Below are 24,015 nucleotides of genomic sequence, written 5' to 3'. Positions count from 1 at the left end.
AACGCCCCGGCCGGCTCCTCACTCCTGGTCGGTGCCGTCCGTCTCAGGGGGAAGCAAGGGGAACAACCGGGTGATAAGGGCCACCGGCCGGGCGTCCTCGGGGCGGGCCAGGGGGCGTTGCTCGCGGTCCCGGTAGGGGGCGAGCGCCCGTCGGACGGCGTCCGCGACGCGGCTCATCTCCTCGGGGGTCAGGTAGGTGACGGCGCTGAAGGCCTCGTCGTGCCGCCATTCGGCCGGTGCCTGGTCGCGCCGGGCGAGCCAGCGCTGCCAGCTCTCGTCCTCCAGTCCCCGGGCCACGTCGCCGAATTGCTCCTCCGCCGGCGTCCCGACGGTGGCGTCCGGCTGCCGCAGACGCCACGGGCGGGCGCGGCCGCCGTTGTGCGGGGCCTCCTCGACGCGGCCGTGGCGCGCGAGCTGCCGGAGGTGGAACGAACAGAGCCCGGAGCTGTAGCCCAGCCGGGCGGCGGCCTCGGTCGCCGTGACGGTGCCGACGTCCGCCAGCAGGTCCAGCAGAGCCGTGCGGACCTCGTGCTCGCGCAGTTCGTCGCCCGTGTCCCGGGTCCGGCCGGGCCGGGGGGCGAGGTCATCTTCAGTCACTTTGCAAAGTCCGCTACTTTGCAAAGCTCTTGGCAAGGTGATCTTGCCGCAGGTGTCCAGGCCGCGTCCGCCCGCGGTCTGCGTGGCGTGCGTACGACTGGCGTGCGCGAAAGGGGAGACAGCGATGCCCGTTCGTCAGGACCGGTCCCGTCCCGTGGACCGGCGGGTCCGGCTCCAGGGCCGGCCCGTCGACTCCTATCCCGCTCTGCCACCGGAGGTGGCCCGGGGTTCGGTGCGCCGGGTCACCGTGGTGGGTGAGGAGATCCTGAGCCGCCCGTGCCGGGAGGTGACCGCGTTCGGCACCGCGGAACTCTCGGCGCTGATCGACGACATGTTCCTGACGATGCACGTGGCCGACGGCGCCGGTCTGGCCGCCAACCAGGTGGGCGTGGACCTGCGGCTGTTCGTGTACGACTGCCCGGACGACGACGGGATCCGGCATGTCGGTCACCTCGTCAACCCGGTCCTCGACCCGCCCGCTCCGGGCGCCCGCCGGCTCGTCGACGCGTCCGAGGGCTGTCTGTCCGTACCGGGCGCCACCATGACCGTCCCGCGTACCGACCGTGCCGTCGTTCGCGGATTCGACAAGGACGGCAACGCCCTCGTGGTCGAGGGGACGGGTTACTTCGCGCGCTGCCTGCAGCACGAGACCGACCACCTCTTGGGCCACACCTACCTCGACCGCCTGTCCAAGCGGGACCGCAAGGAGGCACTGCGACAGATGGCGGACCGCCGTGAGGAGGTCTTCGCGCGACGCGCGGCGAAGGCGGCCCGGCTGAGCCGGTGAGCCCCCGCGCCGCCCGCCCCTGAACGGCGCCCGTGCCGGGCCCCCGGCCGGATCAGACCCCGTCATCCGCCCGCCACGCGGGGTTCAGCCGGATCTCGATGTCGTCGGACACTGCCTCCCGCGCCGGGTCGGCGGTCACGCGGACCCGCACCGCCCGGCCGGTGCCGGTCTCGACGAACGACAAGGGCGGGCGGCCCTCCTGCAGATGCCGGTCGCCCCACTGCATCAGCGACAGGAACACCGGCAGCAGGTCCTCGCCGGCCTCGGTCAGCCGGTATTCGTCGCGGGCCCGCATGCCCGGCTCCCGGTAGGGGACGCGCGTGACGACCCGTGCGGACTCCAATTGTTTGAGCGCCCGGGACACCGCGGGCGCGGAGGTCCCGATCCGCGCCACGAAGTCCTCGAATCTGGTGGTGCCGTAGAAGCATTCGCGGACCACCAGGAACACCGTCTTGGTGCTCAGCAGGCCCAGCACCCGCTCCGCCGAACACCCGTCACCGATCGACCAGGCATCCCGGTCGCGCAGCCGCTCCTCGAACTCCATCGCCATCCCGCCATGATAGCCCGCGTGAATAACGCTTGCGTTACTCAGACCGCCATGCTTCCATCTCGCTAACGACAACGTTATTCAGAGGGAGGGTGCTGTGGTCGCGATAGCGGGCAAAGTGGCCGTGGTGACCGGTGGCCGGCGTGGGCTCGGCGCGGCGCTGGTGGATGAACTGCTGGCGCGCGGGGCGCGGAAGGTGTACTCCACCGCGCGCTCGGCGTACGCCGACGAGCGGCCGGAAGTGGTCACCGCCGAACTGGAGGTCCGCTCGGAACAGTCGGTCGCCGCCTTCGCGGGGATCGCCGCCGACGCCGAGATCGTCTTCAACAACGCCGGCGTCCTGCTGCCGGCCGCACTGCTGACGGGTGACCTGGAGAAGGCCACCGAGACCTTCGACGTCAACGTCTTCGGGCCGCTGCGGGTGGCACGGGCGTTCGCGCCGGTCCTGGCCGCCAACGGCGGGGGCGCACTCGTCAACATGCACTCCGTGCTGTCCTGGCTGGCCGGCGCCGGTGCCTACGGGGCGTCCAAGGCCGCGGCGTGGTCGGTCACGAACTCGCTCCGGCTCGAACTGGCGCCCCAGCACACCCACGTCGTCGGCGTGCACGCGGGATTCATCGACACCGACATGGTCTCCGCCCTCGAACGGCCGAAGGCCACGCCCGCCCGGATCGCCGCCCGGATCGTCGACGGCCTGGAGGCCGGGGAGACGGAGGTACTCGCCGACGACGTCTCCGTCACCGTCAAAGCGGCCCTTTCCGGCGCCGTCGAGCGGCTGACCTTCTCAGCCGCCGGCTGACCACCCGCCCCCATCTCAAGGAGGACCGCACCGCCATGCCCCTGTGGACCGTTCATCACACCCCCGGCATCTTCACCGCCGACGACAAGCACCGGCTCGCCTCCCGCATCGCCGACCACTACGAAAAGGTCGGGCTGCCGCGGTTCTACGTGGTCACGCTGTTCCACGAAACCCGGCCCGAGGACTTCTACGTCGGCGGGGAGCCCACCCCGGCCGGGGTCCGCATCACCATCGACCACATCGCCCGGCGCAACCCCGACCAGGAGGCCCGCCGCCGGACCGCCCAGTGGATCAAGGGCATGCTGCAGCCCCACCTCGAACAGCACGCGGGGCTGCACTGGGAGTTCCACGTCGACGAGACCAGCGAGGAACTCTGGATGATCAACGGACTCGTGCCGCCGCCGGGCGGCTCCGACGCCGAGAAGGCCTGGGCGGAGCACAACGCGGCGTCCCCCTACTGACCGCGCCGCCGGGGGCCCGGCGGCGCGAGCGTGCCGTTCGGCCGGCCGTCAGGCCCCCGCCATGTCCACGAAGCGGGAGTAGTGGCCCTGGAAGGCCACCGTGATCGTGGCCGTCGGACCGTTTCGGTGCTTGCCGACGATGATGTCCGCCTCGCCGGCGCGCGGTGACTCCTTCTCGTACGCGTCCTCGCGGTGGAGAAGGATGACCATGTCGGCGTCCTGTTCGATGGAGCCCGACTCACGGAGGTCGGAGACCATCGGCTTCTTGTCGGTGCGCTGCTCGGGGCCACGGTTCAGCTGCGACAGGGCGATGACCGGCAGCTCCAGCTCCTTGGCCAGCAGCTTGAGGTTTCGCGACATGTCCGAGACCTCTTGCTGACGGCTCTCGGCGCGCTTGGCGCCACCGGCCTGCATCAGCTGCAGATAGTCGATGATCACGAGCTTGATGCCGGCCCGCTGCTTGAGCCGGCGGCACTTGGCCCGGATCTCCATCATCGACAGGTTCGGCGAGTCGTCGATGAACAGCGGGGCCTCGGACACATCGGGCATCCGCCGCGCGAGCCGGGTCCAGTCCTCGTCGGTCATGGAGCCGGAGCGCATGTGGTGCAGGGCCACCCGGGCCTCCGCGGACAGCAGACGCATCGCGATCTCGTTGCGGCCCATTTCGAGCGAGAAGATCACGCTCGGCATCTTGTGCTTGATCGAACAGGCCCGGGCGAAGTCCAGCGCGAGGGTGGACTTACCCATGGCGGGACGGGCCGCGATGACGATCATCTGTCCGGGGTGCAGCCCGTTCGTCAGCGAGTCGAGGTCGGTGAAGCCCGTGGGGACACCGGTCATCTCACCGCTGCGCGAGCCGATGGCCTCGATCTCGTCGAGCGCGCCCTCCATGATGTCGCCCAGCGGCAGATAGTCCTCGCTGGTGCGCTGCTCGGTGACCGCGTAGACCTCGGCCTGGGCCTTGTTGACGATGTCGTCGACGTCGCCGTCGGCCGCGTATCCCATCTGCGTGATCCGCGTACCCGCCTCCACCAGGCGGCGCAGCACGGCCCGCTCGTGGACGATCTCGGCGTAGTACTCGGCGTTGGCCGCGGTCGGGACGGACTGGACCAGGGTGTGCAGATACGCGGCGCCGCCGACGCGGGCCAGCTCACCGCGCTTGGTCAGCTCGGCCGCGACGGTGATGGGGTCGGCGGGCTCACCCTTGGCGTAGAGGTCGAGGATGGCCTGGTAGACGGTCTCGTGCGCCGGGCGGTAGAAGTCGTTGCCCTTGAGGACCTCGACGACGTCGGCGATGGCGTCCTTGGAGAGCAGCATGCCGCCCAGGACGGACTGCTCGGCGTCGAGGTCCTGCGGGGGGACCCGCTCGAAGCCGCCCTGGGAGGACCACGAACCGCTGTCGTCACCGCCGCGGTCGTGCTGCGCGGCCTGGTCGCGGCGGCCACCGCCGTCACCGCGGCGAGGGCGGGAGACCGGGAGCCGGTCGCCGGGGCCGGCGTCCGCCCAGGGGTCGTCCATGGGCTCGGGGATGCTCAACCCCGCCACCTCCTCCCGTCCGCGACGCGGACCTCGCCGTGCCTGTCTTTCTTACGGCACGGCTCTGACAATTAGGACGCCCGACTCCGGTAATGAGGCGTCGAGTTCGTGCGGATCTCGCGAGGTTTCCGAGCCGGGAACGGACGGTGGGCGCCGGTCCACGGTAGGGCCGCGGGCACCGTCAGCCAATCTGGTTATCCACAGGGCATGTGGACGACGGGCCCCATCCTGTGGAGAAGTCCGTGGAACCTGTGCACGGCACGGGGGAAACCACTGTGGACAAACACACAATCACTTGGCGGGCACCCATCTGACCTGCGCTTTTGTCATCCACTGGCTGTTGAGGAGAAAAACTTTCCCGGCTGGCCGAAGATCACGACAAACGGCGCAGAGAAGATCACCCACAGCAGCGAACGGTAAGGGTCACAGATCAGTTGCACCGATTACCTGTGGAAGATTACTGTGCACCCATGACCCAGGCCCCCCTCCGCGAGCCACGCGGCCCCCGCCGGCACGACCGCGAGATCATCGCCCTGGCCGTGCCGGCCTTCGGCGCCCTCGTCGCGGAGCCCCTCTTCGTGATGGCCGACAGTGCCGTCGTGGGCCACCTGGGCACCCCGCAGCTCGCCGGGCTCGGCGTCGCCGCGGCGCTTCTGACGACGGCCGTCAGCGTCTTCGTCTTCCTCGCCTACGCCACCACCGCCGCCGTCGCCCGCCGCGTCGGCGCCGGGGACCTGCCCGCCGCCATCCGCCAGGGCATGGACGGCATCTGGCTCGCCCTCCTGCTCGGCCTCGCCGTCATCGCCGTCGTCCTGCCCACCGCCCCCGCGCTCGTGGACCTCTTCGGCGCCTCGCCCACGGCCGCCCCGCACGGCACCACCTATCTGCGGGTGAGCGCCCTCGGCATCCCCGCCATGCTCGTCGTGCTCGCCGCCACCGGAGTGCTGCGCGGCCTCCAGGACACCAGGACGCCGCTGTACGTCGCCGTCGGCGGCTTCACCGCCAACGCCGCGCTCAACGTCCTCCTCGTCTACGGCGCCGGGCTCGGCATCGCCGGATCCGCCTGGGGCACGGTCATCGCCCAGTGCGCCATGGCCGCCGTCTACCTCGCCGTCGTCGTACGCGGCGCCCGCCGCCACGGCGCCTCGCTGCGCCCCGACGCCGCCGGCATCCGGGCCTGCGCCCAGGCCGGAGTGCCGCTGCTCGTCCGCACCCTCTCGCTGCGCGCGGTCCTCCTGATCGCCACGGCGGTCGCGGCCCGGCTGGGCGACACCGACATCGCCGCCCACCAGATCGTGCTGACCCTGTGGAGCCTGCTCGCCTTCGCACTGGACGCCCTGGCCATCGCGGGGCAGGCCATCATCGGCCGCTACCTCGGGGCGGACGACCCCGACGGAGCGCGCGCCGTCTGCCGCCGCATGGTCCAGTGGGGCATCGGCGCCGGCGTGGTGCTGGGCCTGCTGGTCGTGGCCGCACGCCCCCTGTTCGTCCCCCTGTTCACCTCCGACCCGGCCGTACGGGACGCACTGCTCCCCGCACTCCTGGTCGTGGCGCTCGGCCAGCCCATCGCCGGCGTCGTCTTCATCCTGGACGGCGTGCTGATGGGCGCCGGTGACGGGCCCTACCTCGCCTGGGCGATGCTGCTCGTCCTCGCCGCCTTCGCGCCCGTCGCCCTGCTCGTCCCCACCTTCGGCGGCGGGCTGACCGCGCTGTGGTGGGCCATGACGCTGATGATGACCGTCCGCCTGCTGACCCTGTGGACCCGCACCCGCTCCGGCCGCTGGCTCGTCACGGGCGCGGTCCGCTCGTAACGCCCGGCCTTCCCTCCCGCCGCCCGTTCCTTCCGCCGCCCGTTCCTTCCGCCGCCGCGGGCCCGCGCCCGGGAACGGCGAAGGGCCGCACCCCCGAGGGGGTGCGGCCCTTCACATCGACTCAGCCGAGCGCAGCGATCAGGCGGCGACGACGTCGATGTTGATCTTGGCGACAACGTCGGCGTGCAGACGCACGGTCACCTGGTGCGAGCCCAGGGTCTTGATGGGCGAGCCCACCTCGACACGACGCTTGTCGACCTTCGGGCCACCCGAAGCCTCGATCGCCGCAGCGATGTCGGCCGGGGTGACGGAGCCGAACAGACGGCCGGCGTCGCCGGCGCGGGTGCCAAGGTTGACCTTGACGCCCTCGAGCTGGCCCTTGACCTCGTTGGCCTGCTCGATCGTCGCGATCTCGCGGATCTTGCGACCACGACGGATCTGCGCGACGTCCTTCTCGCCACCCTTGGTCCAGCGGATCGCGAAACCACGCGGGACCAGGTAGTTGCGAGCGTAGCCGTCCTTGACGTCCACGACGTCGCCGGCGGTACCGAGGCCGGAGACCTCGTGGGTGAGGATGATCTTCATTTTTCGGTCACCCTTCCCTTATCGCGCGGACGAGGTGTAGGGCAGCAGCGCCATCTCACGGCTGTTCTTCACGGCCGTGGCGACGTCACGCTGGTGCTGAGTGCAGTTACCGGTCACGCGACGGGCACGGATCTTGCCGCGGTCGGAAATGAACTTCCGCAGCATGTTCGTGTCCTTGTAGTCCACGTAAGCGGTCTTGTCCTTGCAGAACGCGCAGACCTTCTTCTTAGGCTTGCGCGGAGGCGGCTTCGCCATTGTCTCTCTCCTGTGTGATCAAGAAGTTTTTGTGCTGTCGCCCTCGGACCACCAGGGGTCCGGGCCCGTACGGGCCTAGAAGGGCGGCTCGTCCGAGTAGCCGCCGCCGGAGTTGCCGGAGCCGCCGCCCCAGCCACCGCCGCCGCCGCCCTGCTGGCTGCCGGACGGAGCACTGGTCGCCCACGGGTCGTCGGCGGGAGCCCCGCCGCCGCCCTGCTGGCCGCCGCCGGAGCTGTTGCCCCAGCCGCCGCCCTGCTGGCCACCACCGCCGCCGCCGCCGAAGCCACCCTGGCCACCGCGACCCGCGGTCTTGGTGACCTTCGCCGTGGCGTTCTTCAGGCTGGCGCCGACCTCTTCGACGTCGAGCTCGTAGACCGTGCGCTTGACGCCCTCGCGGTCCTCGTAGGACCGCTGCTTGAGCCGGCCCTGCACGATGACGCGCATGCCGCGCTGAAGCGACTCGGCGACGTTCTCCGCCGCCTGCCGCCACACCGAGCACGTGAGGAAGAGGCTCTCGCCGTCCTTCCACTCGTTGGTCTGGCGGTCGAAGGTGCGGGGAGTGGACGCGACGCGGAACTTCGCGACCGCCGCACCGGACGGGGTGAAGCGCAGCTCGGGGTCGTCGACGAGATTGCCGACGACCGTGATGACGGTCTCGCCTGCCATGGATGAACCTCTCGGCGGGTGTGCTGCTGGCTGCTTGCTACTCGTTGCGATGCAGCCCGATTACCTCTGAACCGCTGGGGTTCAGTGGGTCTCGGGACGGAGGACCTTGGTCCGGAGGACCGACTCGTTCAGGTTCATCTGGCGGTCGAGCTCCTTGACGACCGCAGGCGTGGCCTGCAGGTCGATGACCGAGTAGATGCCCTCGGGCTTCTTCTTGATCTCGTACGAGAGACGACGACGGCCCCAGGTGTCGACCTTCTCGACCTTTCCGTTGCCCTCACGGACGACGGAGAGGAAGTTCTCGATCAACGGGGAGACAGCGCGCTCCTCGAGATCGGGGTCGAGGATGACCATCACCTCGTAGTGACGCATGTGGAACCCACCTCCTTTGGACTCAGCGGCCACGGTCGTTCCGTGGCAGGAGGGTCGTGATGCGTGAACAACGGTATCGGCCGACACTGACAATCAGCGGAAGTCCCTGGGTCGCCCCTGGAGACCGAAGCTGGTCTGGGCAGACACCGGTGCAGACGGTACACAGTACCCGCACTCCGGCTTCCGGTTGAAATCCAGGCGTCCGGCACCGCAATCTGGACCCATCGGGTGTGACCGGCGCTACAGTGCGCCGCCTGCCTACAGGAGGTATCCCCATGGCACAGGATGCTCGACCGCAACAAGGCCCCCGCTCGCTGATCGGTTCCGTGCTGAACAGCGACGGCAAGGCCCACCCCGTCGAGAACACCTTGGCCGCCGCGACGGTCGTGCTCGGCGCGATCGCCATCATCTCGTCGGCCTTCCACCATCTGCACCTGCTCAGCTCCTGGACCGGTCTGGTCGGCATCCTCACCGGGGCCTGGGGGCAGTTCATCTCGGCCACGACGGGCGAGCGTTTCCTGCTGATCGTCGGACTCGGTGCCGCCGCCGTGGGCTTCTTCCTGGGCATGGCGCACGGCGGGCTCTTCGGCGGCGTCCTCGGGTAGCCATGGGGGCCGCCGGCCCCTGTGAGCCCCGCCCCGCCCGCCCCGCACTCCGGGTACAGGCGCGGGCGCACAGAGCCATGCGGCAGTACGCCCAACCGGGGCGCTCCCTGGTCGCAGTAGGCTTCGGCGCGAGAGCCGGAGCCCCGACCCTGGGGACACACCTGCCGAGGAGCGCCCCGCATGAGCCTGACCCTGAGGACCATTAGCCGTGAGCAGCATCTGGCGTACATCCAGAGCCTGCCCGCGGCCAGCCACATGCAGGTCCCGGCCTGGGCGGACGTAAAGGCGGAGTGGCGCTCGGAAAGCCTGGGCTGGTTCGACAAGACCGGCCAGCTCGTCGGCGCCGGTCTGGTCCTGTACCGCCAGCTGCCCAAGATCAAGCGATACCTGGCCTATCTGCCCGAGGGCCCGGTGATCAACTGGTTCTCCCCGCACCTCGACGACTGGCTGCGGCCCATGCTGGCCCACCTCAAGCAGCAGGGCGCCTTCTCCGTGAAGATGGGCCCGCCGGTCGTCATCCGGCGCTGGGACTCCAATGCCATCAAGTCCGGCATCGCCGATCCCGACGTCAAGCGCCTGCGGGACGTCGAGGCCACCCACATCGAGCCCCGGGCCTTCGAGGTCGCCGACCAGCTGCGCCGCATGGGCTGGCAGCAGGGCGAGGACGGCGGCGCCGGCTTCGGTGACGTGCAGCCGCGCTACGTCTTCCAGGTGCCGCTGGAGAACCGCTCGCTGGAGGACGTCCACAAGGGCTTCAACCAGCTGTGGCGACGCAACATCAAGAAGGCCGAGAAGGCCGGCGTCGAGGTCGTCCAGGGCGGTTACGAGGACCTGGCGACCTGGCAGCACCTGTACGAGATCACGGCGGAGCGCGACAAGTTCCGCCCGCGTCCGCTCAGTTACTTCCAGCGCATGTGGACCGCCCTCAACACCGAGGACCCCAACCGCATGCGGCTGTACTTCGCGGTGCACGAGGGCGAGGCGGTCGCCGCGGCGACGATGCTGATCGTCGGCGGCCACGTCTGGTACTCCTACGGCGCCTCGGCCAACCACAAGCGCGAGGTCCGCCCGTCGAACGCGATGCAGTGGCGCATGCTCCGCGACGCCTACGCCCTGGGGGCGAGCGTCTACGACCTGCGCGGCATCGGTGACTCCCTCGACGAGAGCGACCACCTCTTCGGCCTCATCCAGTTCAAGGTCGGCACCGGCGGCCAGGCGGCGGAGTACCTCGGCGAGTGGGACTTCCCGCTCAACAAGCTGCTGCACAAGGCCCTCGACATGTACATGTCCCGCCGCTGATCCGGGGGCCCGGCCGGGTGCCGGGCCACGGGGCAGCGCCGTCGGACACACGACCACGTCACACAGCAGATTCAGCGAAAGGTTCCGGGACCGGCCATGGCGCTCACGCTCTACGTCGACACCGCGCGTTGGCGGGCACACCAGCAGACCGTTCTGCAGCAGTTCCCGGGGATCGTCCCGGTCTGCAAGGGCAACGGCTACGGCTTCGGCCACGAGCGGCTGGCCGACGAGGCCACCCGCTTCGGCACGGACATCCTCGCCGTCGGCACGACCTACGAAGCGGCCCGCGTCAAGGACTTCTTCAGCGGTGATCTGCTCGTGCTGACGCCGTTCCGCCTCGGCGAGGAGCCGGTGCCGCTGCCCGACCGGGCCATCCGGTCGGTCTCCTCGGTCGACGGCGTACGGGGCCTCGTGGGCGCCCGTGTCGTGGTCGAGGTCATGAGCAGCATGAAGCGCCACGGCATCAGCGAGGAGGACCTCCCCAAGCTGCACGCCGCCATCGAGGACGTGCGCCTGGAAGGCTTCGCCATCCACCTCCCGCTGGACCGCACCGACGGCACCGACGCCGTCGGCGAGGTCGTGGGCTGGATGGAGCGGCTGCACCACGCCCGCCTGCCGCTGCACACCATGTTCGTCAGCCACCTCAAGGCCGATGAACTCGCCCATCTGCAGCAGCGGTTCCCGCAGACGCGCTTCCGCGCCCGGATCGGCACCCGGCTGTGGCTCGGCGACCACGACGCCACCCAGTACCGGGGCGCCGTCCTGGACGTCACCCCCGTCGCCAAGGGCGACCGCTTCGGCTACCGCCAGCAGAAGGCGGCCGGCGACGGCTACCTCGTCGTGGTGGCCGGCGGTACCTCGCACGGCGTCGGCCTGGAGGCCCCGAAGGCACTGCACGGCATGATGCCGCGCGCGAAGGGCGTCGCCAGGGCCGGACTCGCGACGATGAACCGCAACCTCTCGCCCTTCGTCTGGGCGGGCAAGCAGCGCTGGTTCGCGGAGCCCCCGCACATGCAGGTCTCCATCCTCTTCGTGCCCGGCGACGTCCCCGCCCCGCAGGTCGGCGACGAACTGGTGGCCCACCTGCGGCACACCACCACCCAGTTCGACCGGCTGCTCGATCACTGATCCACCCCCCTGACGCGGGGGCCGGAGCCGCGCGACTACGGTTCGCGGCTCGCGGCACCCCATTGGACGCGTGTGCCTTCGCGGGGCTCCGCGTGCCGTGCCCGGCACGCGGAGCCGAGGACGAATATGTCCGGAGCCCCGTCCAGCACCCCGCCCGAGGGGTCGTCCGAGCCGTCCCGCCGGACGACGTCACGCTCCGGCAGCAGGATGTCGCGCACGACGACCGCGCACAGGTACAGCGTGCCCAGCAGGTGCAGCACGATGGCCAGTTGGTAGCCCTCCACGGGGAGGCCCTGGTGCTTGTCACCGCTTCCCGTGTAGGCCAGGTAGAACCAGATGCCGAGGAAGTACAGGACCTCGCACGCCTGCCAGATGAGGAAGTCACGCCACTTCGGGCGGGCCAGCGCCGCGAGCGGGATGAGCCACAGCACGTACTGCGGCGAATAGACCTTGTTGGTCAGGATGAAGAGCGCCACCACCAGGAAGACCAGCTGCGCGAGGCGCGGCCGCCTGGGCGCGTACAGCCCGAGGGCCCCCAGGGCCAGACAGCCGAGGATCATCAGCAGCGTGGCGTAGGTGTTGGCGTCCTCCAGCGGGTTGCCGGTGCGCTGGGAGATCAAGAGCCAGACCGAGCCGAAGTCGACCGGCCGCTCCTGGCTGAAGGTGTAGAACTTCGCCCAGCCCTCGCGGATGTGGAAACCGCTCGCGTCGTGCGTCAGCATCACCGGCAGATTCACCACCAGCCACGCCACGACCGCACCGGCCACGGCCCTCAGGAACGCCCGGTGGCGCCCGGCCCGCCAGCACAGGATGAACAGCGGCCCGAGCAGCAGCGCCGGATACAGCTTCGCCGCGGCGGCCAGACCGATCAGGATGCCCGCCGCGAGGGTCCGCCCGCGTGACCACATGAGCATCGCGGCGGCCGTCAGGGCGACCGCGAACAGATCCCAGTTGATGGTGGCCGTGAGGGCGAAGGCCGGCGCGAGGGCGACCAACAGGGCGTCCCAGGGGCGACGGCGGTGCGTACGGGCCACGCACAGGGCGATGACCGCGGTGCAGACCATCAGCATGCCGGCGTTGACCAGCCAGTAGAGCTGCTCGCGGTGCTGGATGCTGCCGCCACCGGGGGTGAGCCGGGCGGCGGTCTCCATGAACAGCCCGGTCAGGACCGGGTACTCCAGATAGTCCATGCCCCCGGACACGGTCTGCGGGATCTTGTCGAAATACGGGATGAGCCCGAGATCGAAGCCGCGGCCGCTGTAGAGGTGGGGGATGTCGGAGTAGCAGGCGTGGGTGTACTGGGTGGTGGCGCCGTAGAACCAGCCGTAGTTGTAGCAGGGGAGCTTCTGCACCATCCCGAGCGCGAACATGCCGAGCGCGACCAGCGCGATCACCCGGACCGGCGTCCACCACCCCAGGCCGGTCAGGGCACGCCGCCCGGCCGGGCCGCCGATGAGCTCACTGCCCGCGGCGGCCACCTCGTCCTCGACGGTGGGCCGTACCTGCTCGTCGTCCCGCACGCTCCTCATGCGGACATCCTGCCGTAAGAGCCTGTCACCCGTCGGAGCCTGTGGATAACCTCGAGGGCCGCCCCGCGCGAACGCGGGACGGCCCTCGAAAAGGATCACCCCGGAGGGGTGTGGCGGCAGGCCCTAGGTGTGTTGTCCGGACACGGCCTAGTCCCCCGGGCCGCCGAACAGCCCGCCCGGCCGGCCCCGTGTCGGTTCCGGATCCGGGGACTCGCCGGGGCTCCCGGTGCCGCCGCCCGGGCCGCCGGGGCCGCCCGTCGTGCCTCCGTCACCGCCGCCGGGGCCACCGGTGCCCCCCGGCTTGCACCGCGGGTCGAGCGGATGACAGGTCCTGGTCGGCGTCGGGGACTTGCTCGGGCTCTTCGACGGGGTCGGCGAGGCGGACTTCGTCGGCTTCGGCGACGCGGACGCGCTCGGGGTCGGGCTGGGGGAGGGGCTCGCGCCGTCTCCGAAGATCTTCTTGCCGATCGGCTGGGCCTGCTCGAACTGCTCGATCGGCTTCCCCTTCAACGCCTTGCCCATGTAATCGGCCCAGATCTCGGCCGGGAACGAGGCACCGTGAATGGTCGGCTTGCCGCCCACACCGCGCATCGACAGGAATTCCTGCTTCTTCGCGTTGGGATTGACGCGGTACATGCCGATCGCCGTGGACAGCTGTGGGGTGTAGCCGGCGAACCAGGCCGAGCGGTTCTCGTCGGTCGTACCGGTCTTGCCCGCCACCGGGCGGTCACCGAGCTGCGCCGCGGTGCCCGTACCGTCCTGGACCACGGTCCTCAGCACGTCCGTGACGTTGTTCGCCACGTTCGCGTCGAAGGCCTGCGCGCTCTTCTCCTCGTGCTTGAAGAGCGGTTTGCCGTCCTTCTCCACCTTCTCGACCGAATAGGGGTCGATCTGCTTCCCGCTCGCGGCGAAGGTCGCGTAGGAGCCCGCCAGCCGGATCGCGCTGGGCGCCGACGTGCCGAGGGAGAAGGTCGGGGAGAGGGAGGCCAGCTGGTCCTCGTCCAGTCCCGCCTTGATCGCCGACTCCTTCACCAGGTCGGTGCCGATATCCATACCGAGCTGGATGAAGGGCGTATTCACCGAGTACTGCATCGCGGTACGCAGCGTGACGAGTCCCTTGTCCTCCCCGCCGTCGTTCTTCTGATGCCACTCGCTGCCGTTCTGGTCGTGCCAGACCTGACCGTTGTAATCCCGCAGCGTCAGCCCGTTGTCACCGTTGTAGACGCTCTCCGGCGAGACGACCGTGCGCTGGGCGTCGGTCTGGTGCGAGCCGAGCGCCGGATTGCGCTTGCCGTGCGTCATCGCGGCGGCCAGGACGAACGGCTTGAACGTCGATCCCACCTGGACGCCGGTGTAATCGGCGTTGTTGGTGAAATGCTCCAGCGCGTTCTCACCGCCGTAAATGGCGACGATCTTGCCGGTCTTGGGCTCCACCGAGGCCCCGCCGAACTGCACGTGCTTGTCGACCTCGCGCGCGTTCGGTTTGATGTTGGCCTTGCGGACGTCCGCCACCGACTTGGCCAGCGTGTTCACCTTTTTCTTGTCGAACGTGGTGTGGATCTGGAATCCACCCTTGTCCAACTGAGCCTTGCTGAGGTTGGAGTGGGCGACGATGTAATTGTCGGCGAGGCTGGTGAGATAACCGATCTGGCCGGCCCGGTTGGTCGCCGGCTTGGGCGGCTGGGGCTTCGGGAAACCCTTCGCGACCCACTTGTCACGGTCTTCCGGGGTCAGATACTTGTGATTGACCTCGACCTCTCGGTCCAGCGTCCACTTCCAGCGGTCCGTGGCCCGCTTCGTGTTCTTCTCCGGAGTCGCCGCGGGGCCCTGGCCGCCGTACGGGTCGTACAGGTTCGGGCCGTTCAACGTCGCCGCCAGGAACGCGCTCTCGCTCGGCGTCAGCTCCGTACAGTCCTTGTTGTAATACGCCCGAGCGGCGGCCTGGATGCCGTAGGCACCACGGCCGTAATAAGCGGTGTTGAGGTATCCCTCGAGGATCTTGTGCTTGTCCTCGGTCGCCCCCACCTTTATCGAGATCAGCAGCTCGGTGGCCTTACGCGTCAGCGTCTGGTCCTGGCTGAGATAGGTGTTCTTCACGAACTGCTGGGTGATGGTGGAACCACTCTGCGTCTCACCGCCCTGAGCCATCTTGACCACGGCTCGGGCGATGCCCATCGGGTCGACGCCCTTGTCGTCCCAGAACGTGGCGTTCTCGGCCGAGACCACCGCGTTCTGCATCGCCTCGGGAATCTTGGCGATCGGCACGATCTGACGGTTGAGTTCACCACCGCCGGCCACCACCATCTGATCGCCGTCGGCCCAGTAATAGACGTTCTTCTGGACGGTGGAAGCGGCCCGCGCCGTCGGCACCTGCACGATCAACAGCGCGATTCCGACGACACCGATGATCAACCCGAGGAATGCGACACACAACCCGGTGACCAGCTTCCACGACGGCAGCCAGCGCCGTGCCCCGACCTTGCCCGCACGCGGGTAGTCGATGAAACGCTTCTTGGCCGGGCGGCCGCCGTCCCGCCGCCCCCGGCCCGCTCCGGCGGACCCGGGGGCCGGGCGTCTGCGCCCGGCGCCGTCGCCCCGCCGGGCCCCGGACCTGCTGGTGTACTGCGACCCGGCCATACGGTCATGGCCGGGCTCGGCCGCGCCCCCCGGCGGTGCGGCGCGGCGGCCGGCACCCGGCTGCTGCGCCGCGCGCCGGGACGCGGCCCGTCCGCCGCCCTGGGACTGCGGCGGCTTGCGACGATGCTCGCTCATCGAACGACTACTCCTCGGGCAGGCACTATCGCCTGAAAGCGGCAGGTGGCTTCCGTTCCCCCCGATGCGCGATCCGGGCCCCCCTGAGCAACCGGGCGCACTGCATCCAGGACGAGGACGTCTGGCGACGTCACTCGGTTCCCGGTGGTCTGCATGGCGCACAGACTACGCACGGCCAAATCCCGCCCACTGGGGATGTTCACTCCAAATCAGGCGGGTTCTGTCCCACGAATCAGTGATGTGACCTCGTTCACCGTGCCCCCTCTTGTCGCAACAGGACGCTCGTTCTATCGTCTGGATGTATCGAGTCGATACATCAGCTCGGCATAAGGGACGTAGAGGACCAAGGAGGCGGGACATGAGCAGACGCTCGGGCATCCTTGAGTTCGCCGTCCTCGGCCTGCTCCGCGAGTCTCCGATGCACGGCTATGAGCTGCGCAAACGCCTCAACACCTCACTCGGGGTGTTCCGTGCGTTCAGCTACGGCAGCCTCTACCCCTGCCTCAAGACCCTGGTCGCCAACGGATGGTTGATCGAGGAACCCGGCAGCGCTCCGGAAGATGCCCTCGCGGCATCGCTGGCCGGCCGCCGGGCGAAGATCGTCTATCGGCTGACGGCGGAGGGCAAGGAGCACTTCGAAGAGCTCCTCGCCCACACCGGCCCGGACGCGTGGGAGGACGAGCACTTCGCCGCCCGTTTCGCGTTCTTCGGGCAGACCTCGCGGGACGTACGGATGCGGGTGCTGGAAGGCCGCCGCAGCCGGCTGGAGGAGCGCCTCGAGAAGATGCGCGCCTCCCTGGCCCGTACCCGCGAGCGGCTGGACGACTACACCCTCGAGCTCCAGCGTCACGGCATGGAGTCGGTGGAGCGTGAGGTCCGCTGGCTGAACGAGCTGATCGAGAGCGAGCGGGCCGGGCGCGACCAGCGCAACGGCACCGCCGCGCAGGACACAACCGGAGATACGGGCGGCCTGCCCCGGCACCGGGGTTCTTCCCGGCCGGATCCGTCCGATGACACCGCCAAGTGAGCTCTGCATTCCGCAGGGCTTTGTCGAGTACAAACAGGGAGCAACCGGAATGGGTTCGGTTCGCGTAGCCATCGTAGGCGTGGGCAACTGCGCCGCCTCGCTGGTTCAGGGCGTCGAGTACTACAAGGACGCCGACCCGAACAGCCGCGTGCCGGGTCTGATGCACGTGCAGTTCGGCGACTACCACGTGGGCGATGTGGAGTTCGTGGCCGCGTTCGACGTCGACGCGAAGAAGGTCGGCCTCGACCTCGCGGACGCCATCGGCGCCAGCGAGAACAACACCATCAAGATCTGCGACGTGCCGTCCTCGGGCGTCACGGTCCAGCGCGGCCACACCTACGACGGTCTGGGCAAGTACTACCGCCAGACCATCGAGGAGTCCGCCGAGGCCCCGGTCGACATCGTCCAGGTCCTCAAGGACAAGCAGGTCGACGTCCTGGTCTGCTATCTGCCGGTCGGCTCCGAGGACGCCGCGAAGTTCTACGCGCAGTGCGCCATCGACGCCAAGGTCGCCTTCGTCAACGCTCTGCCGGTCTTCATCGCCGGTACCAAGGAGTGGGCTGACAAGTTCACCGAGGCGGGCGTCCCGATCGTCGGTGACGACATCAAGTCGCAGGTCGGCGCCACGATCACGCACCGTGTGATGGCGAAGCTCTTCGAGGACCGCGGTGTCCGCCTCGAGCGCACCATGCAGCTGAACGTCGGCGGCAACATGGACTTCAAGAACATGCTCGAGCGTGACCGCCTGGAGTCCAAGAAGATCTCCAAGACGCAGTCCGTCACCTCGCAGATCCGCGACCGCGAGCTGGGCGACGACAACGTCCACATCGGCCCGTCGGACTACGTGGCCTGGCTGGACGACCGCAAGTGGGCGTACGTGCGTCTTGAGGGCCGTGCCTTCGGTGACGTCCCGCTGAACCTGGAGTACAAGCTCGAGGTGTGGGACTCCCCGAACTCCGCGGGTGTCATCATCGACGCCGTGCGCGCCGCGAAGATCGCCAAGGACCGCGGCATCGGCGGCCCGATCCTCTCCGCGTCCTCGTACTTCATGAAGTCCCCGCCGGTGCAGTACTTCGACGACGAGGCCCTGGAGAACGTCGAGAAGTTCATCAAGGGCGAGGTCGAGCGCTGAGCGAGGCCTGACGTGGCACGCTGAGCGCGCCGTGGCCACACTCCGCTTCCCCGCAGGCCCCCGGGTAATCCACCCGGGGGCCTGCGGGGTGTGTGAGGCTGTGGGCCATGCCTGTTGTGCGTGATCTGCGCGTCCTGCTGCGGCTGCGCGATTTCCGCCGTCTGCTGACCGTCCGGCTGCTGTCCCAGTCGGCCGACGGGGTCTACCAGGTCGCCCTCGCCGCGTACGTCGTCTTCGCACCCGAGAAGCAGGCCTCACCGGCGGCCATCGCCTCCGCCATGGCCGTGCTCCTGCTGCCCTATTCGCTGCTCGGCCCGTTCGCCGGTGTCCTGCTGGACCGCCGCCGCCGGCGCCAGGTGCTGCTGCACGGCAATCTCCTGCGCGCCGTGCTGGCCACGGGCACCGCACTGCTCATGGTCGCGCGCGTCCCCGACTGGCTCTTCTACGTCTCCGCGCTGTCGGTCACCGCCGTCAACCGCTTCGTCCTCGCCGGGCTCTCGGCCGCCCTGCCACGCGTCGTCGACTCCCGCCAACGCCTGGTCATGGCCAACTCCCTCTCCCCGACCGCCGGAACGCTCGCCGCCACCGCGGGCGGCGGACTCGCCTTCGTCGTCCGTCTGGCCTCCGCGGAAGGCCGCGCGTCCGACGCGCTGGTCGTCCTGCTGGGCGCCGCCCTGTACCTGTGCGCCGCGCTCTCCTCGCTTCGCATGCCCGTGAGCCTGCTGGGGCCGGATGGCGCACCGGCCCGGACCCCGCTGGGCACCACGGTGGCGGCCACCGTGACGGGGCTGATCGCGGGGCTGCGCCATCTGGCCGAGCGGCCCACCGCCGCCCGGGCGCTGGGCGCGATGACCCTCATGCGGTTCTGCTACGGGGCGTTGACGGTCACGTTGCTGATGCTCTGCCGGTACGCGTGGACCGATGACGACTCCGAAGGGCTCGCCCTGTTGGGACTGGCCGTCGCCGTGTCGGGCGCGGGATTCCTCGCCGCGGCCGTCCTCACCCCGTGGGCGGTCGCCCGGCTCGGCCCGCTCGGCTGGATCGTGGCCTGCGCCATGGCCGCGGCGCTTCTCGAACCCGCTCTGGGCCTGCCGTTCGAGCGGGTTCCGATGTTGATCGGTGCCTTCGTGCTGGGGCTCGTCACACAAGGTGCGAAGATCTCCACGGACACGGTGGTCCAGTCGTCCGTGGACGATGCCTTCCGGGGCCGGATCTTCTCGCTCTACGACGTCCTGTTCAACGTCGCTTTCGTGGGAGCGGCCGGAGTGGCCGCCCTGATGCTGCCGCCCGACGGCCGGTCGGCCGCGCTGGTGGTAACGGTGGCCGTGATCTACGCGGCGATTGCTGTGGCTATGACAGGTTTTCGTCGCCGATAAGTGTCACATCAAGGCTACAGCCGCCCTCTGAGCTGCGGAAATGTCCGAGTGGCCGGTTTCTTTACCTGTACCTTACGGGCTGCACTCCAACCGGATCAGGCTTCAGCCCGAGGGATTTCACGTGACCACTCCGCCGCCGCAGAACCAGAACCCGTTCGCCCAGCAGGGTGGAAACGCGTACGGCCAGCAGCCGCAGGCCCCGTACGGCCAGCCGCAGCAGAGCCCGTACGGTCAGCAGCCGGGCCCCTACGGCCAGCAGCCGATGCAGCCCTACCCGGGCACGCCCGAGCCGGCACCGCGTCGCTCCAAGCTCAAGATGCTTCGCAAGTTCGGCATACCGGTCGTCGTCATCATCATCGCGGTGGCCGGCTGGATCGCCTCGCGTGACGACGCGGACACCGCCGCCGTCGGCGACTGCGTCATGAACTCCGGCACCGCCACCAAGCCGGACGTCGAGGTCGTGGACTGCAAGGACGCCAAGGCCAAATACAAGGTCATCAAGAAGGTCGACGGGGCGAAGTCGGCCATGGCCACCTGCTCCGCCGTGGAAGGCGCCACGGGCGGATACGAGCAGTCGCGCGGAAGCGATTCCTTCGTCCTGTGCTTCAGCGACAACAAGGAAGCCGGCACCAAGTAGCCGCACATGACGGAGCCGGGTGACGTTTCACGTGAAACGTCACCCGGCTCCGTCATGTTTCACGTGAAACATGAGCGTCGGCTCAGGCCTCCTGCGCGGCCCACCAGTCCTTGAGCGCCGCGGCCGCCGCGTCGTGGCCCATCGGGCCGTGCTCCAGACGCAGCTCCAGCAGGTGCTTGTACGCCTTGCCGACCTGCGGACCAGGCCCGACGCCGAGGATCTCCATGATCTCGTTGCCGTCCAGGTCCGGCCGGATCGAATCCAGCTCTTCCTGCTCCTGCAGCCGGGCGATGCGCTCCTCGAGCCCGTCGTAGGCGCGCGACAGCGCGTTCGCCTTCCGCTTGTTCCGCGTCGTGCAGTCGGACCGCGTCAGCTTGTGCAGCCGGTCCAGCATCGGGCCGGCGTCACGGACGTAGCGGCGCACGGCCGAGTCGGTCCACTCGCCCGTTCCGTAGCCGTGGAAGCGCAGGTGCAGCTCGACGAGCTTGGAGACGTCCTTGATCAGCTCGTTGGAGTACTTGAGCTTCGTCATCCGGGCCTTGGTCATCTTCGCGCCGACCACCTCGTGGTGGTGGAAGGAGACCCGGCCGTCCTTCTCGAAGCGCCGGGTCCTCGGCTTGCCGATGTCGTGCAGCAGCGCGGCGAGGCGCAGCACCAGGTCGGGGCCGCCTCCGGGCTGGTCACGAGGAGCTTCGAGGTCGATCGCCTGCTCCAGGACGGTCAGCGAGTGCTCGTAGACGTCCTTGTGCCGGTGGTGCTCGTCGCTCTCCAGGCGCAGGGCCGGTAGCTCCGGCAGCACGAGATCGGCCATGCCCGTGTCGACCAGCAGGCGCAGGCCCTTGCGGGGGCAATCGGAGAGCAGCAGCTTGTTCAGCTCGTCCCGGACCCGCTCGGCGGAGACGATCTGCAGGCGGTCGGCCATGGCCGACATCGCCTCGATGACCTCGGGCGCGACCTCGAAGTCCAGCTGCGCGGCGAAACGGGCGGCCCGCATCATGCGCAGCGGGTCGTCGGAGAAGGACTCCTCGGGGGTGCCCGGGGTCCGCAGGACGCGCGCGGCCAGGTCCTCCAGGCCGTTGTGCGGGTCGATGAACTCCTTCTCCGGGAGCGCCACGGCCATCGCGTTGACGGTGAAGTCGCGGCGGACGAGGTCCTGCTCGATGGAGTCGCCGTAGGAGACCTCGGGCTTACGCGACGTGCGGTCGTACGCTTCCGACCGGTATGTCGTGACCTCAATCTCAAAGTCCGATTTGCGGCAGCCCACGGTGCCGAAGGCGATGCCCACCTCCCAGACCGCGTCGGCCCAGGGACGGACGATCTTCAGTACGTCCTCGGGGCGGGCGTCCGTCGTGAAGTCCAGGTCGTTGCCGAGCCGGCCGAGCAGCGCGTCCCGCACCGACCCGCCGACCAGGGCAAGAGTGAACCCGGCCTCCTGAAAACGGCGGGCGAGGTCGTCGGCTACGGGGGATACCCGCAACAGCTCGCTCACGGCACGTCGCTGCACCTGGCTGAGCTCGTTCGTCGACGGCGGGGTGAGGCTGTCATTGTTGGCATTCGACACAACAGAAGAGGGTACGTGGCCGCGCCCGCGAGGGCCTCTTCGTTCCCGGGCGCCCGTGGTCGGCCCCCGCAAACCAGGCGCAGCCAGGACATCGGGCCGCGACGGCGATCTTGTACAGCGGTCCGCAGCACTTCGTCACAGCGGGCCTCGTTACCATTCGTGGACGCACAACCGACGACCACTGACGACGACGAGGGACGGGCGAGCGCGTGGCCGAGGCGGCAGAGTTCCAGGGGACGAGGTCCGCTCCTGCCTGCCGGTGGTTCCGGCACCCCGCGACGCTGCTGCTGGGAGTGCTGCTGGTCCTCGGGCTGGTGCAGCTGCCCACGGCCCCCGCCGCGCACGCGGACACCGGTGGCTCCCGCACCGTCGGCGTGGCCGTGGACTCGATGACCCCCGTGGCCCCGAAGCAGGGCGACACGCTGACCATCTCCGGCACGGTGACCAACCACGGGAAGTCGACGATCTTCGGCGCCTATGTGGCCCTGCGGGTGGGGCCGCAGATCAGCGGCCGCAGTGACATCGACGATCTCGGCCAGCGGACCGGTTACGCGCCGGGCACCGACGGCAGCGAGGTCGGCGGCAACCACCGGCAGAAGATCGACAAGCTGCTCCCCGGGATCAGCCGTGACTTCACCCTCTCCGTTCCGGCGAAGGACCTGGATCTCGGCCACGACGGCGTCTATCAGCTCGGTGTCTCCGTCTCCGGGCAGACGGCCGACCAGCCCTCCGAACGGGTACTGGGCATACAGCGGACCGTGCTCCCCTGGCAGCCGTCCGCCACCGAGGGCAAGAAGACCCAGGTCACGTTCATGTGGCCGCTCATCTCCGCCACCCACCTCACCGCGCGGACCGAGTCGGACCAGCAGCAGACCCCCATCTTCCCCAACGACGACCTCGCGGCGGAGCTGGCGCCGGGCGGCCGGCTGTACCAGCTCGTCACCCTGGGCAAGAGCCTGCCGATCACCTGGGTGATCGACCCGGATCTGCTCGCCACGGTCGAGGCCATGACGAAGAGCTACGGGATCGACGGGCCGGAGGGCGAGAGTTCCGCCGGCAAGGGGCAGACGGTCGCCAAGCAGTGGCTCAACAAGCTCCAGGAGGCGGTGGCGGGCCACCAGGTGGTGGCGCTGCCCTTCGGTGACCCCGACCTCGCCTCGCTCGCCCATCGGGGCAAGGACGTCTCGGGCATCCTCAGCCACCTCCAGTCCGCCACCGAGCTGGCCTCGACCACCGTGGAGACCATCCTCGGTGTGAAGCCCCGTACGGACTTCGCCTGGCCCGTCGACGGCGCGGTCGACACCTCGATCGTCGATGTCGCCACCTCGGCCGGCGCACACAACGTCATCGCCCGCAGCGACAGCCTGCGCGACCCCGCCGGCAGCCCCTACACCCCCTCGGCCGCCCGCCAGATCGGCGGCGGCAACACGGCCGTCGTCGCGGACACGCGGCTCTCCACCGTCTTCCAGGGCGACATGCTCCGGGCCCACGACGCCTCGCTCGCCGTGCAGCGGTTCCTCGCCCAGAGCCTCCTGATCAACAAGCAGGCCCCGGACGACGAGCGCAGCATCGTCGTGGCCCCCCAGCGGATGCCCACCACCAGCCAGGCCCAGGCCATGGCCACCGCGATCGGTGCGCTGGCGGACGGCCGCTGGACGCAGCCCCGCGATCTGGGGGACGCCGCGAAGGCCAAGCCGGACGCGTCCGCGAACCAGGAGGTACCCGGCCCCGGCTCGTACCCGGGCTCGCTGCGCGCGCGGGAGATGTCCACCGAGGCGTTCCAGGAGATCCAGCGGACGCAGAACGCCCTGGACAGCTTCAAGGTGATCCTGACGTCCCAGGACCGGGTGGTCACCCCGTTCGGCAGCGCGATCATGCGGGAGATGTCCACATCCTGGCGCGGTGACCGGCGCGGCGCGGCTGACTTCCGCAACGCCGTGCAGTCCTATCTGGACCAGCTGACCCGCACGGTCAATCTCATCAGCAAGTCCGACATGACCCTCTCCGGACGCAGTGCGACCATCCCGGTGTCGGTCCACAACGGGCTGCTGCAACGGATCGACGGTCTGAATCTGGTCCTGCGGTCCAGCCAGCCGAATCGCCTCAAGGTCGACGAGTCACAGCCGGTCAAGATCGAAGGCGGGCGCAGCCAGACCGTCAAATTCGAGACGCGCGCGAACGCCAACGGTCCCGTCCAGGTCCGGGCCCAGCTCTACACGGACGACGGTGAGCCCTACGGCGAGCCGATGACCTTCACTGTGCATGTCACGTCCATCACCCCTATGGTGCTCCTGGTCATCGCCGGTGGTGTGCTCCTTCTGGTCCTCGCCGGGCTCCGTATCTACCTTCAGCGCAAGCGGTCGGCCGCTCGTGGCGGCGAAGGTGACGGGCCGGACGGCGAGGACGCGGGAGATACCGGGGACAGCGGGCCGGACGACGGCCGTCCCGAGCAGCCGGGTGACCCCGGTCCGGACACCGGATCACAGAACAGTGACCCATCCGGCTCAGGTGAGAAAGTGGACCGTTGACGTGT

The 24,015-nt window shown here is 69.4% G+C and carries 22 protein-coding genes; 12 read left to right on the top strand and 10 right to left on the bottom strand.

Annotation, left to right across the window (positions count from 1 at the left end; genetic code table 11):
* Window positions 1-18: 18 nt before the first annotated feature.
* Window positions 19-597, bottom strand: a complete 579-nt coding sequence (locus ACZ6MA_RS21050) for a helix-turn-helix domain-containing protein (protein WP_469435408.1) — start codon at window positions 595-597, stop codon at window positions 19-21.
* Window positions 598-721: 124 nt separating this feature from the next.
* Between ACZ6MA_RS21050 and def the strand changes: the two genes are divergently transcribed.
* Window positions 722-1,384, top strand: coding sequence for a peptide deformylase (gene def, locus ACZ6MA_RS21045; protein ID WP_469435407.1), 663 nt, complete (start codon window positions 722-724; stop codon window positions 1,382-1,384).
* Window positions 1,385-1,436: 52 nt separating this feature from the next.
* Here the strand turns inward: def and ACZ6MA_RS21040 are convergent, their stop codons facing one another.
* Complete coding sequence (locus ACZ6MA_RS21040) at window positions 1,437-1,934, bottom strand: winged helix-turn-helix transcriptional regulator (protein WP_469435406.1); 498 nt, start codon at window positions 1,932-1,934, stop codon at window positions 1,437-1,439.
* A 94-nt stretch (window positions 1,935-2,028) separates the two neighbouring features.
* Between ACZ6MA_RS21040 and ACZ6MA_RS21035 the strand changes: the two genes are divergently transcribed.
* Window positions 2,029-2,730, top strand: a complete 702-nt coding sequence (locus ACZ6MA_RS21035) for an SDR family oxidoreductase (RefSeq protein ID WP_469435405.1) — start codon at window positions 2,029-2,031, stop codon at window positions 2,728-2,730.
* Between the two features lie 35 nt (window positions 2,731-2,765).
* Window positions 2,766-3,191: a tautomerase family protein gene (locus ACZ6MA_RS21030; protein WP_469435404.1), complete on the top strand. Its 426-nt coding sequence runs from the start codon at window positions 2,766-2,768 to the stop codon at window positions 3,189-3,191.
* A gap of 48 nt (window positions 3,192-3,239) precedes the next feature.
* On the opposite strand, the gene dnaB is transcribed toward ACZ6MA_RS21030, so the two are convergent.
* On the bottom strand, window positions 3,240-4,727 hold the full coding sequence (gene dnaB, locus ACZ6MA_RS21025) for a replicative DNA helicase (protein ID WP_469435403.1): 1,488 nt from the start codon (window positions 4,725-4,727) through the stop codon (window positions 3,240-3,242).
* Between the two features lie 470 nt (window positions 4,728-5,197).
* Between dnaB and ACZ6MA_RS21020 the strand changes: the two genes are divergently transcribed.
* Window positions 5,198-6,538 (top strand): MATE family efflux transporter, encoded by a 1,341-nt coding sequence (locus ACZ6MA_RS21020; RefSeq protein WP_469435402.1) that lies wholly within the window; start codon window positions 5,198-5,200, stop codon window positions 6,536-6,538.
* Between the two features lie 138 nt (window positions 6,539-6,676).
* Here the strand turns inward: ACZ6MA_RS21020 and rplI are convergent, their stop codons facing one another.
* From rplI to rpsF, 4 genes are all read right to left on the bottom strand, one after another.
* Window positions 6,677-7,123 (bottom strand): 50S ribosomal protein L9, encoded by a 447-nt coding sequence (rplI, locus tag ACZ6MA_RS21015; protein WP_469435401.1) that lies wholly within the window; start codon window positions 7,121-7,123, stop codon window positions 6,677-6,679.
* Window positions 7,124-7,141: 18 nt separating this feature from the next.
* Window positions 7,142-7,378, bottom strand: a complete 237-nt coding sequence (gene rpsR, locus ACZ6MA_RS21010; RefSeq protein ID WP_004950692.1) for a 30S ribosomal protein S18 — start codon at window positions 7,376-7,378, stop codon at window positions 7,142-7,144.
* A 75-nt stretch (window positions 7,379-7,453) separates the two neighbouring features.
* Entirely contained in the window at window positions 7,454-8,044 is a 591-nt protein-coding gene (locus tag ACZ6MA_RS21005; protein WP_130878562.1) for a single-stranded DNA-binding protein, read from the bottom strand.
* A gap of 81 nt (window positions 8,045-8,125) precedes the next feature.
* Window positions 8,126-8,416: a 30S ribosomal protein S6 gene (rpsF, locus tag ACZ6MA_RS21000; RefSeq protein WP_058045341.1), complete on the bottom strand. Its 291-nt coding sequence runs from the start codon at window positions 8,414-8,416 to the stop codon at window positions 8,126-8,128.
* A gap of 275 nt (window positions 8,417-8,691) precedes the next feature.
* Here rpsF and ACZ6MA_RS20995 point away from each other — a divergent pair, with 275 nt between their 5' ends.
* The 3 genes from ACZ6MA_RS20995 (at window position 8,692) to ACZ6MA_RS20985 (ending at window position 11,448) form a co-directional block, all read left to right on the top strand.
* Complete coding sequence (locus ACZ6MA_RS20995) at window positions 8,692-9,021, top strand: hypothetical protein (RefSeq protein WP_469435400.1); 330 nt, start codon at window positions 8,692-8,694, stop codon at window positions 9,019-9,021.
* Between the two features lie 180 nt (window positions 9,022-9,201).
* The gene (locus ACZ6MA_RS20990; protein ID WP_184734810.1) at window positions 9,202-10,320 is read left to right on the top strand and encodes a lipid II:glycine glycyltransferase FemX; all 1,119 of its coding nucleotides are present in this window, start codon (window positions 9,202-9,204) and stop codon (window positions 10,318-10,320) included.
* A 96-nt stretch (window positions 10,321-10,416) separates the two neighbouring features.
* Window positions 10,417-11,448: an alanine racemase gene (locus tag ACZ6MA_RS20985; RefSeq protein WP_469435399.1), complete on the top strand. Its 1,032-nt coding sequence runs from the start codon at window positions 10,417-10,419 to the stop codon at window positions 11,446-11,448.
* A 35-nt stretch (window positions 11,449-11,483) separates the two neighbouring features.
* Here the strand turns inward: ACZ6MA_RS20985 and ACZ6MA_RS20980 are convergent, their stop codons facing one another.
* Together ACZ6MA_RS20980 and ACZ6MA_RS20975 are read right to left on the bottom strand one after the other, a co-directional pair.
* Window positions 11,484-12,977, bottom strand: a complete 1,494-nt coding sequence (locus ACZ6MA_RS20980; protein ID WP_469435398.1) for a glycosyltransferase family 87 protein — start codon at window positions 12,975-12,977, stop codon at window positions 11,484-11,486.
* Window positions 12,978-13,124: 147 nt separating this feature from the next.
* The gene (locus tag ACZ6MA_RS20975; protein WP_469435397.1) at window positions 13,125-15,749 is read right to left on the bottom strand and encodes a transglycosylase domain-containing protein; all 2,625 of its coding nucleotides are present in this window, start codon (window positions 15,747-15,749) and stop codon (window positions 13,125-13,127) included.
* A gap of 358 nt (window positions 15,750-16,107) precedes the next feature.
* Here ACZ6MA_RS20975 and ACZ6MA_RS20970 point away from each other — a divergent pair, with 358 nt between their 5' ends.
* The 4 genes from ACZ6MA_RS20970 (at window position 16,108) to ACZ6MA_RS20955 (ending at window position 19,921) form a co-directional block, all read left to right on the top strand.
* Window positions 16,108-16,776 carry a PadR family transcriptional regulator gene (locus ACZ6MA_RS20970; protein WP_469435396.1) on the top strand — a complete coding sequence of 223 codons (669 nt, stop codon included), beginning with the start codon at window positions 16,108-16,110 and terminating at the stop codon, window positions 16,774-16,776.
* Between the two features lie 49 nt (window positions 16,777-16,825).
* Entirely contained in the window at window positions 16,826-17,908 is a 1,083-nt protein-coding gene (locus tag ACZ6MA_RS20965) for an inositol-3-phosphate synthase (RefSeq protein ID WP_469435395.1), read from the top strand.
* A 107-nt stretch (window positions 17,909-18,015) separates the two neighbouring features.
* Window positions 18,016-19,284, top strand: a complete 1,269-nt coding sequence (locus tag ACZ6MA_RS20960) for an MFS transporter (RefSeq protein WP_469435394.1) — start codon at window positions 18,016-18,018, stop codon at window positions 19,282-19,284.
* Window positions 19,285-19,405: 121 nt separating this feature from the next.
* Window positions 19,406-19,921 (top strand): LppU/SCO3897 family protein, encoded by a 516-nt coding sequence (locus ACZ6MA_RS20955; RefSeq protein ID WP_469435393.1) that lies wholly within the window; start codon window positions 19,406-19,408, stop codon window positions 19,919-19,921.
* 82 nt (window positions 19,922-20,003) lie between these two features.
* On the opposite strand, the gene ACZ6MA_RS20950 is transcribed toward ACZ6MA_RS20955, so the two are convergent.
* Complete coding sequence (locus ACZ6MA_RS20950; protein ID WP_469435392.1) at window positions 20,004-21,482, bottom strand: CCA tRNA nucleotidyltransferase; 1,479 nt, start codon at window positions 21,480-21,482, stop codon at window positions 20,004-20,006.
* A gap of 209 nt (window positions 21,483-21,691) precedes the next feature.
* On the opposite strand from ACZ6MA_RS20950, the gene ACZ6MA_RS20945 reads away from it, so the two are divergent.
* Window positions 21,692-24,010 carry a DUF6049 family protein gene (locus ACZ6MA_RS20945; RefSeq protein ID WP_469435391.1) on the top strand — a complete coding sequence of 773 codons (2,319 nt, stop codon included), beginning with the start codon at window positions 21,692-21,694 and terminating at the stop codon, window positions 24,008-24,010.
* The last annotated feature ends 5 nt before the right edge of the window (window positions 24,011-24,015 follow it).

This window comes from Streptomyces sp. NPDC042259 (genome assembly GCF_055582085.1).
The sequence above is the reverse complement of the archived record's forward strand: the minus strand, read 5'-3'. Positions and strand labels throughout refer to the sequence as shown.

What these genes read in the sequence shown, in the direction of transcription:
- def (WP_469435407.1), top strand. Translation starts at nt 722, where the DNA reads ATGCCCGTTCGTCAGGACCGGTCCCGTCCCGTGGACCGGCGGGTCCGG.
- ACZ6MA_RS21040 (WP_469435406.1), bottom strand. Translation starts at nt 1,934, where the DNA reads ATGGCGATGGAGTTCGAGGAGCGGCTGCGCGACCGGGATGCCTGGTCG.
- ACZ6MA_RS21030 (WP_469435404.1), top strand. Translation starts at nt 2,766, where the DNA reads ATGCCCCTGTGGACCGTTCATCACACCCCCGGCATCTTCACCGCCGAC.
- ACZ6MA_RS21020 (WP_469435402.1), top strand. Translation starts at nt 5,198, where the DNA reads ATGACCCAGGCCCCCCTCCGCGAGCCACGCGGCCCCCGCCGGCACGAC.
- rplI (WP_469435401.1), bottom strand. Translation starts at nt 7,123, where the DNA reads ATGAAGATCATCCTCACCCACGAGGTCTCCGGCCTCGGTACCGCCGGC.
- rpsR (WP_004950692.1), bottom strand. Translation starts at nt 7,378, where the DNA reads ATGGCGAAGCCGCCTCCGCGCAAGCCTAAGAAGAAGGTCTGCGCGTTC.
- ACZ6MA_RS21005 (WP_130878562.1), bottom strand. Translation starts at nt 8,044, where the DNA reads ATGGCAGGCGAGACCGTCATCACGGTCGTCGGCAATCTCGTCGACGAC.
- rpsF (WP_058045341.1), bottom strand. Translation starts at nt 8,416, where the DNA reads ATGCGTCACTACGAGGTGATGGTCATCCTCGACCCCGATCTCGAGGAG.
- ACZ6MA_RS20995 (WP_469435400.1), top strand. Translation starts at nt 8,692, where the DNA reads ATGGCACAGGATGCTCGACCGCAACAAGGCCCCCGCTCGCTGATCGGT.
- ACZ6MA_RS20990 (WP_184734810.1), top strand. Translation starts at nt 9,202, where the DNA reads ATGAGCCTGACCCTGAGGACCATTAGCCGTGAGCAGCATCTGGCGTAC.
- ACZ6MA_RS20985 (WP_469435399.1), top strand. Translation starts at nt 10,417, where the DNA reads ATGGCGCTCACGCTCTACGTCGACACCGCGCGTTGGCGGGCACACCAG.
- ACZ6MA_RS20980 (WP_469435398.1), bottom strand. Translation starts at nt 12,977, where the DNA reads ATGAGGAGCGTGCGGGACGACGAGCAGGTACGGCCCACCGTCGAGGAC.
- ACZ6MA_RS20975 (WP_469435397.1), bottom strand. Translation starts at nt 15,749, where the DNA reads ATGAGCGAGCATCGTCGCAAGCCGCCGCAGTCCCAGGGCGGCGGACGG.
- ACZ6MA_RS20970 (WP_469435396.1), top strand. Translation starts at nt 16,108, where the DNA reads ATGAGCAGACGCTCGGGCATCCTTGAGTTCGCCGTCCTCGGCCTGCTC.
- ACZ6MA_RS20965 (WP_469435395.1), top strand. Translation starts at nt 16,826, where the DNA reads ATGGGTTCGGTTCGCGTAGCCATCGTAGGCGTGGGCAACTGCGCCGCC.
- ACZ6MA_RS20960 (WP_469435394.1), top strand. Translation starts at nt 18,016, where the DNA reads ATGCCTGTTGTGCGTGATCTGCGCGTCCTGCTGCGGCTGCGCGATTTC.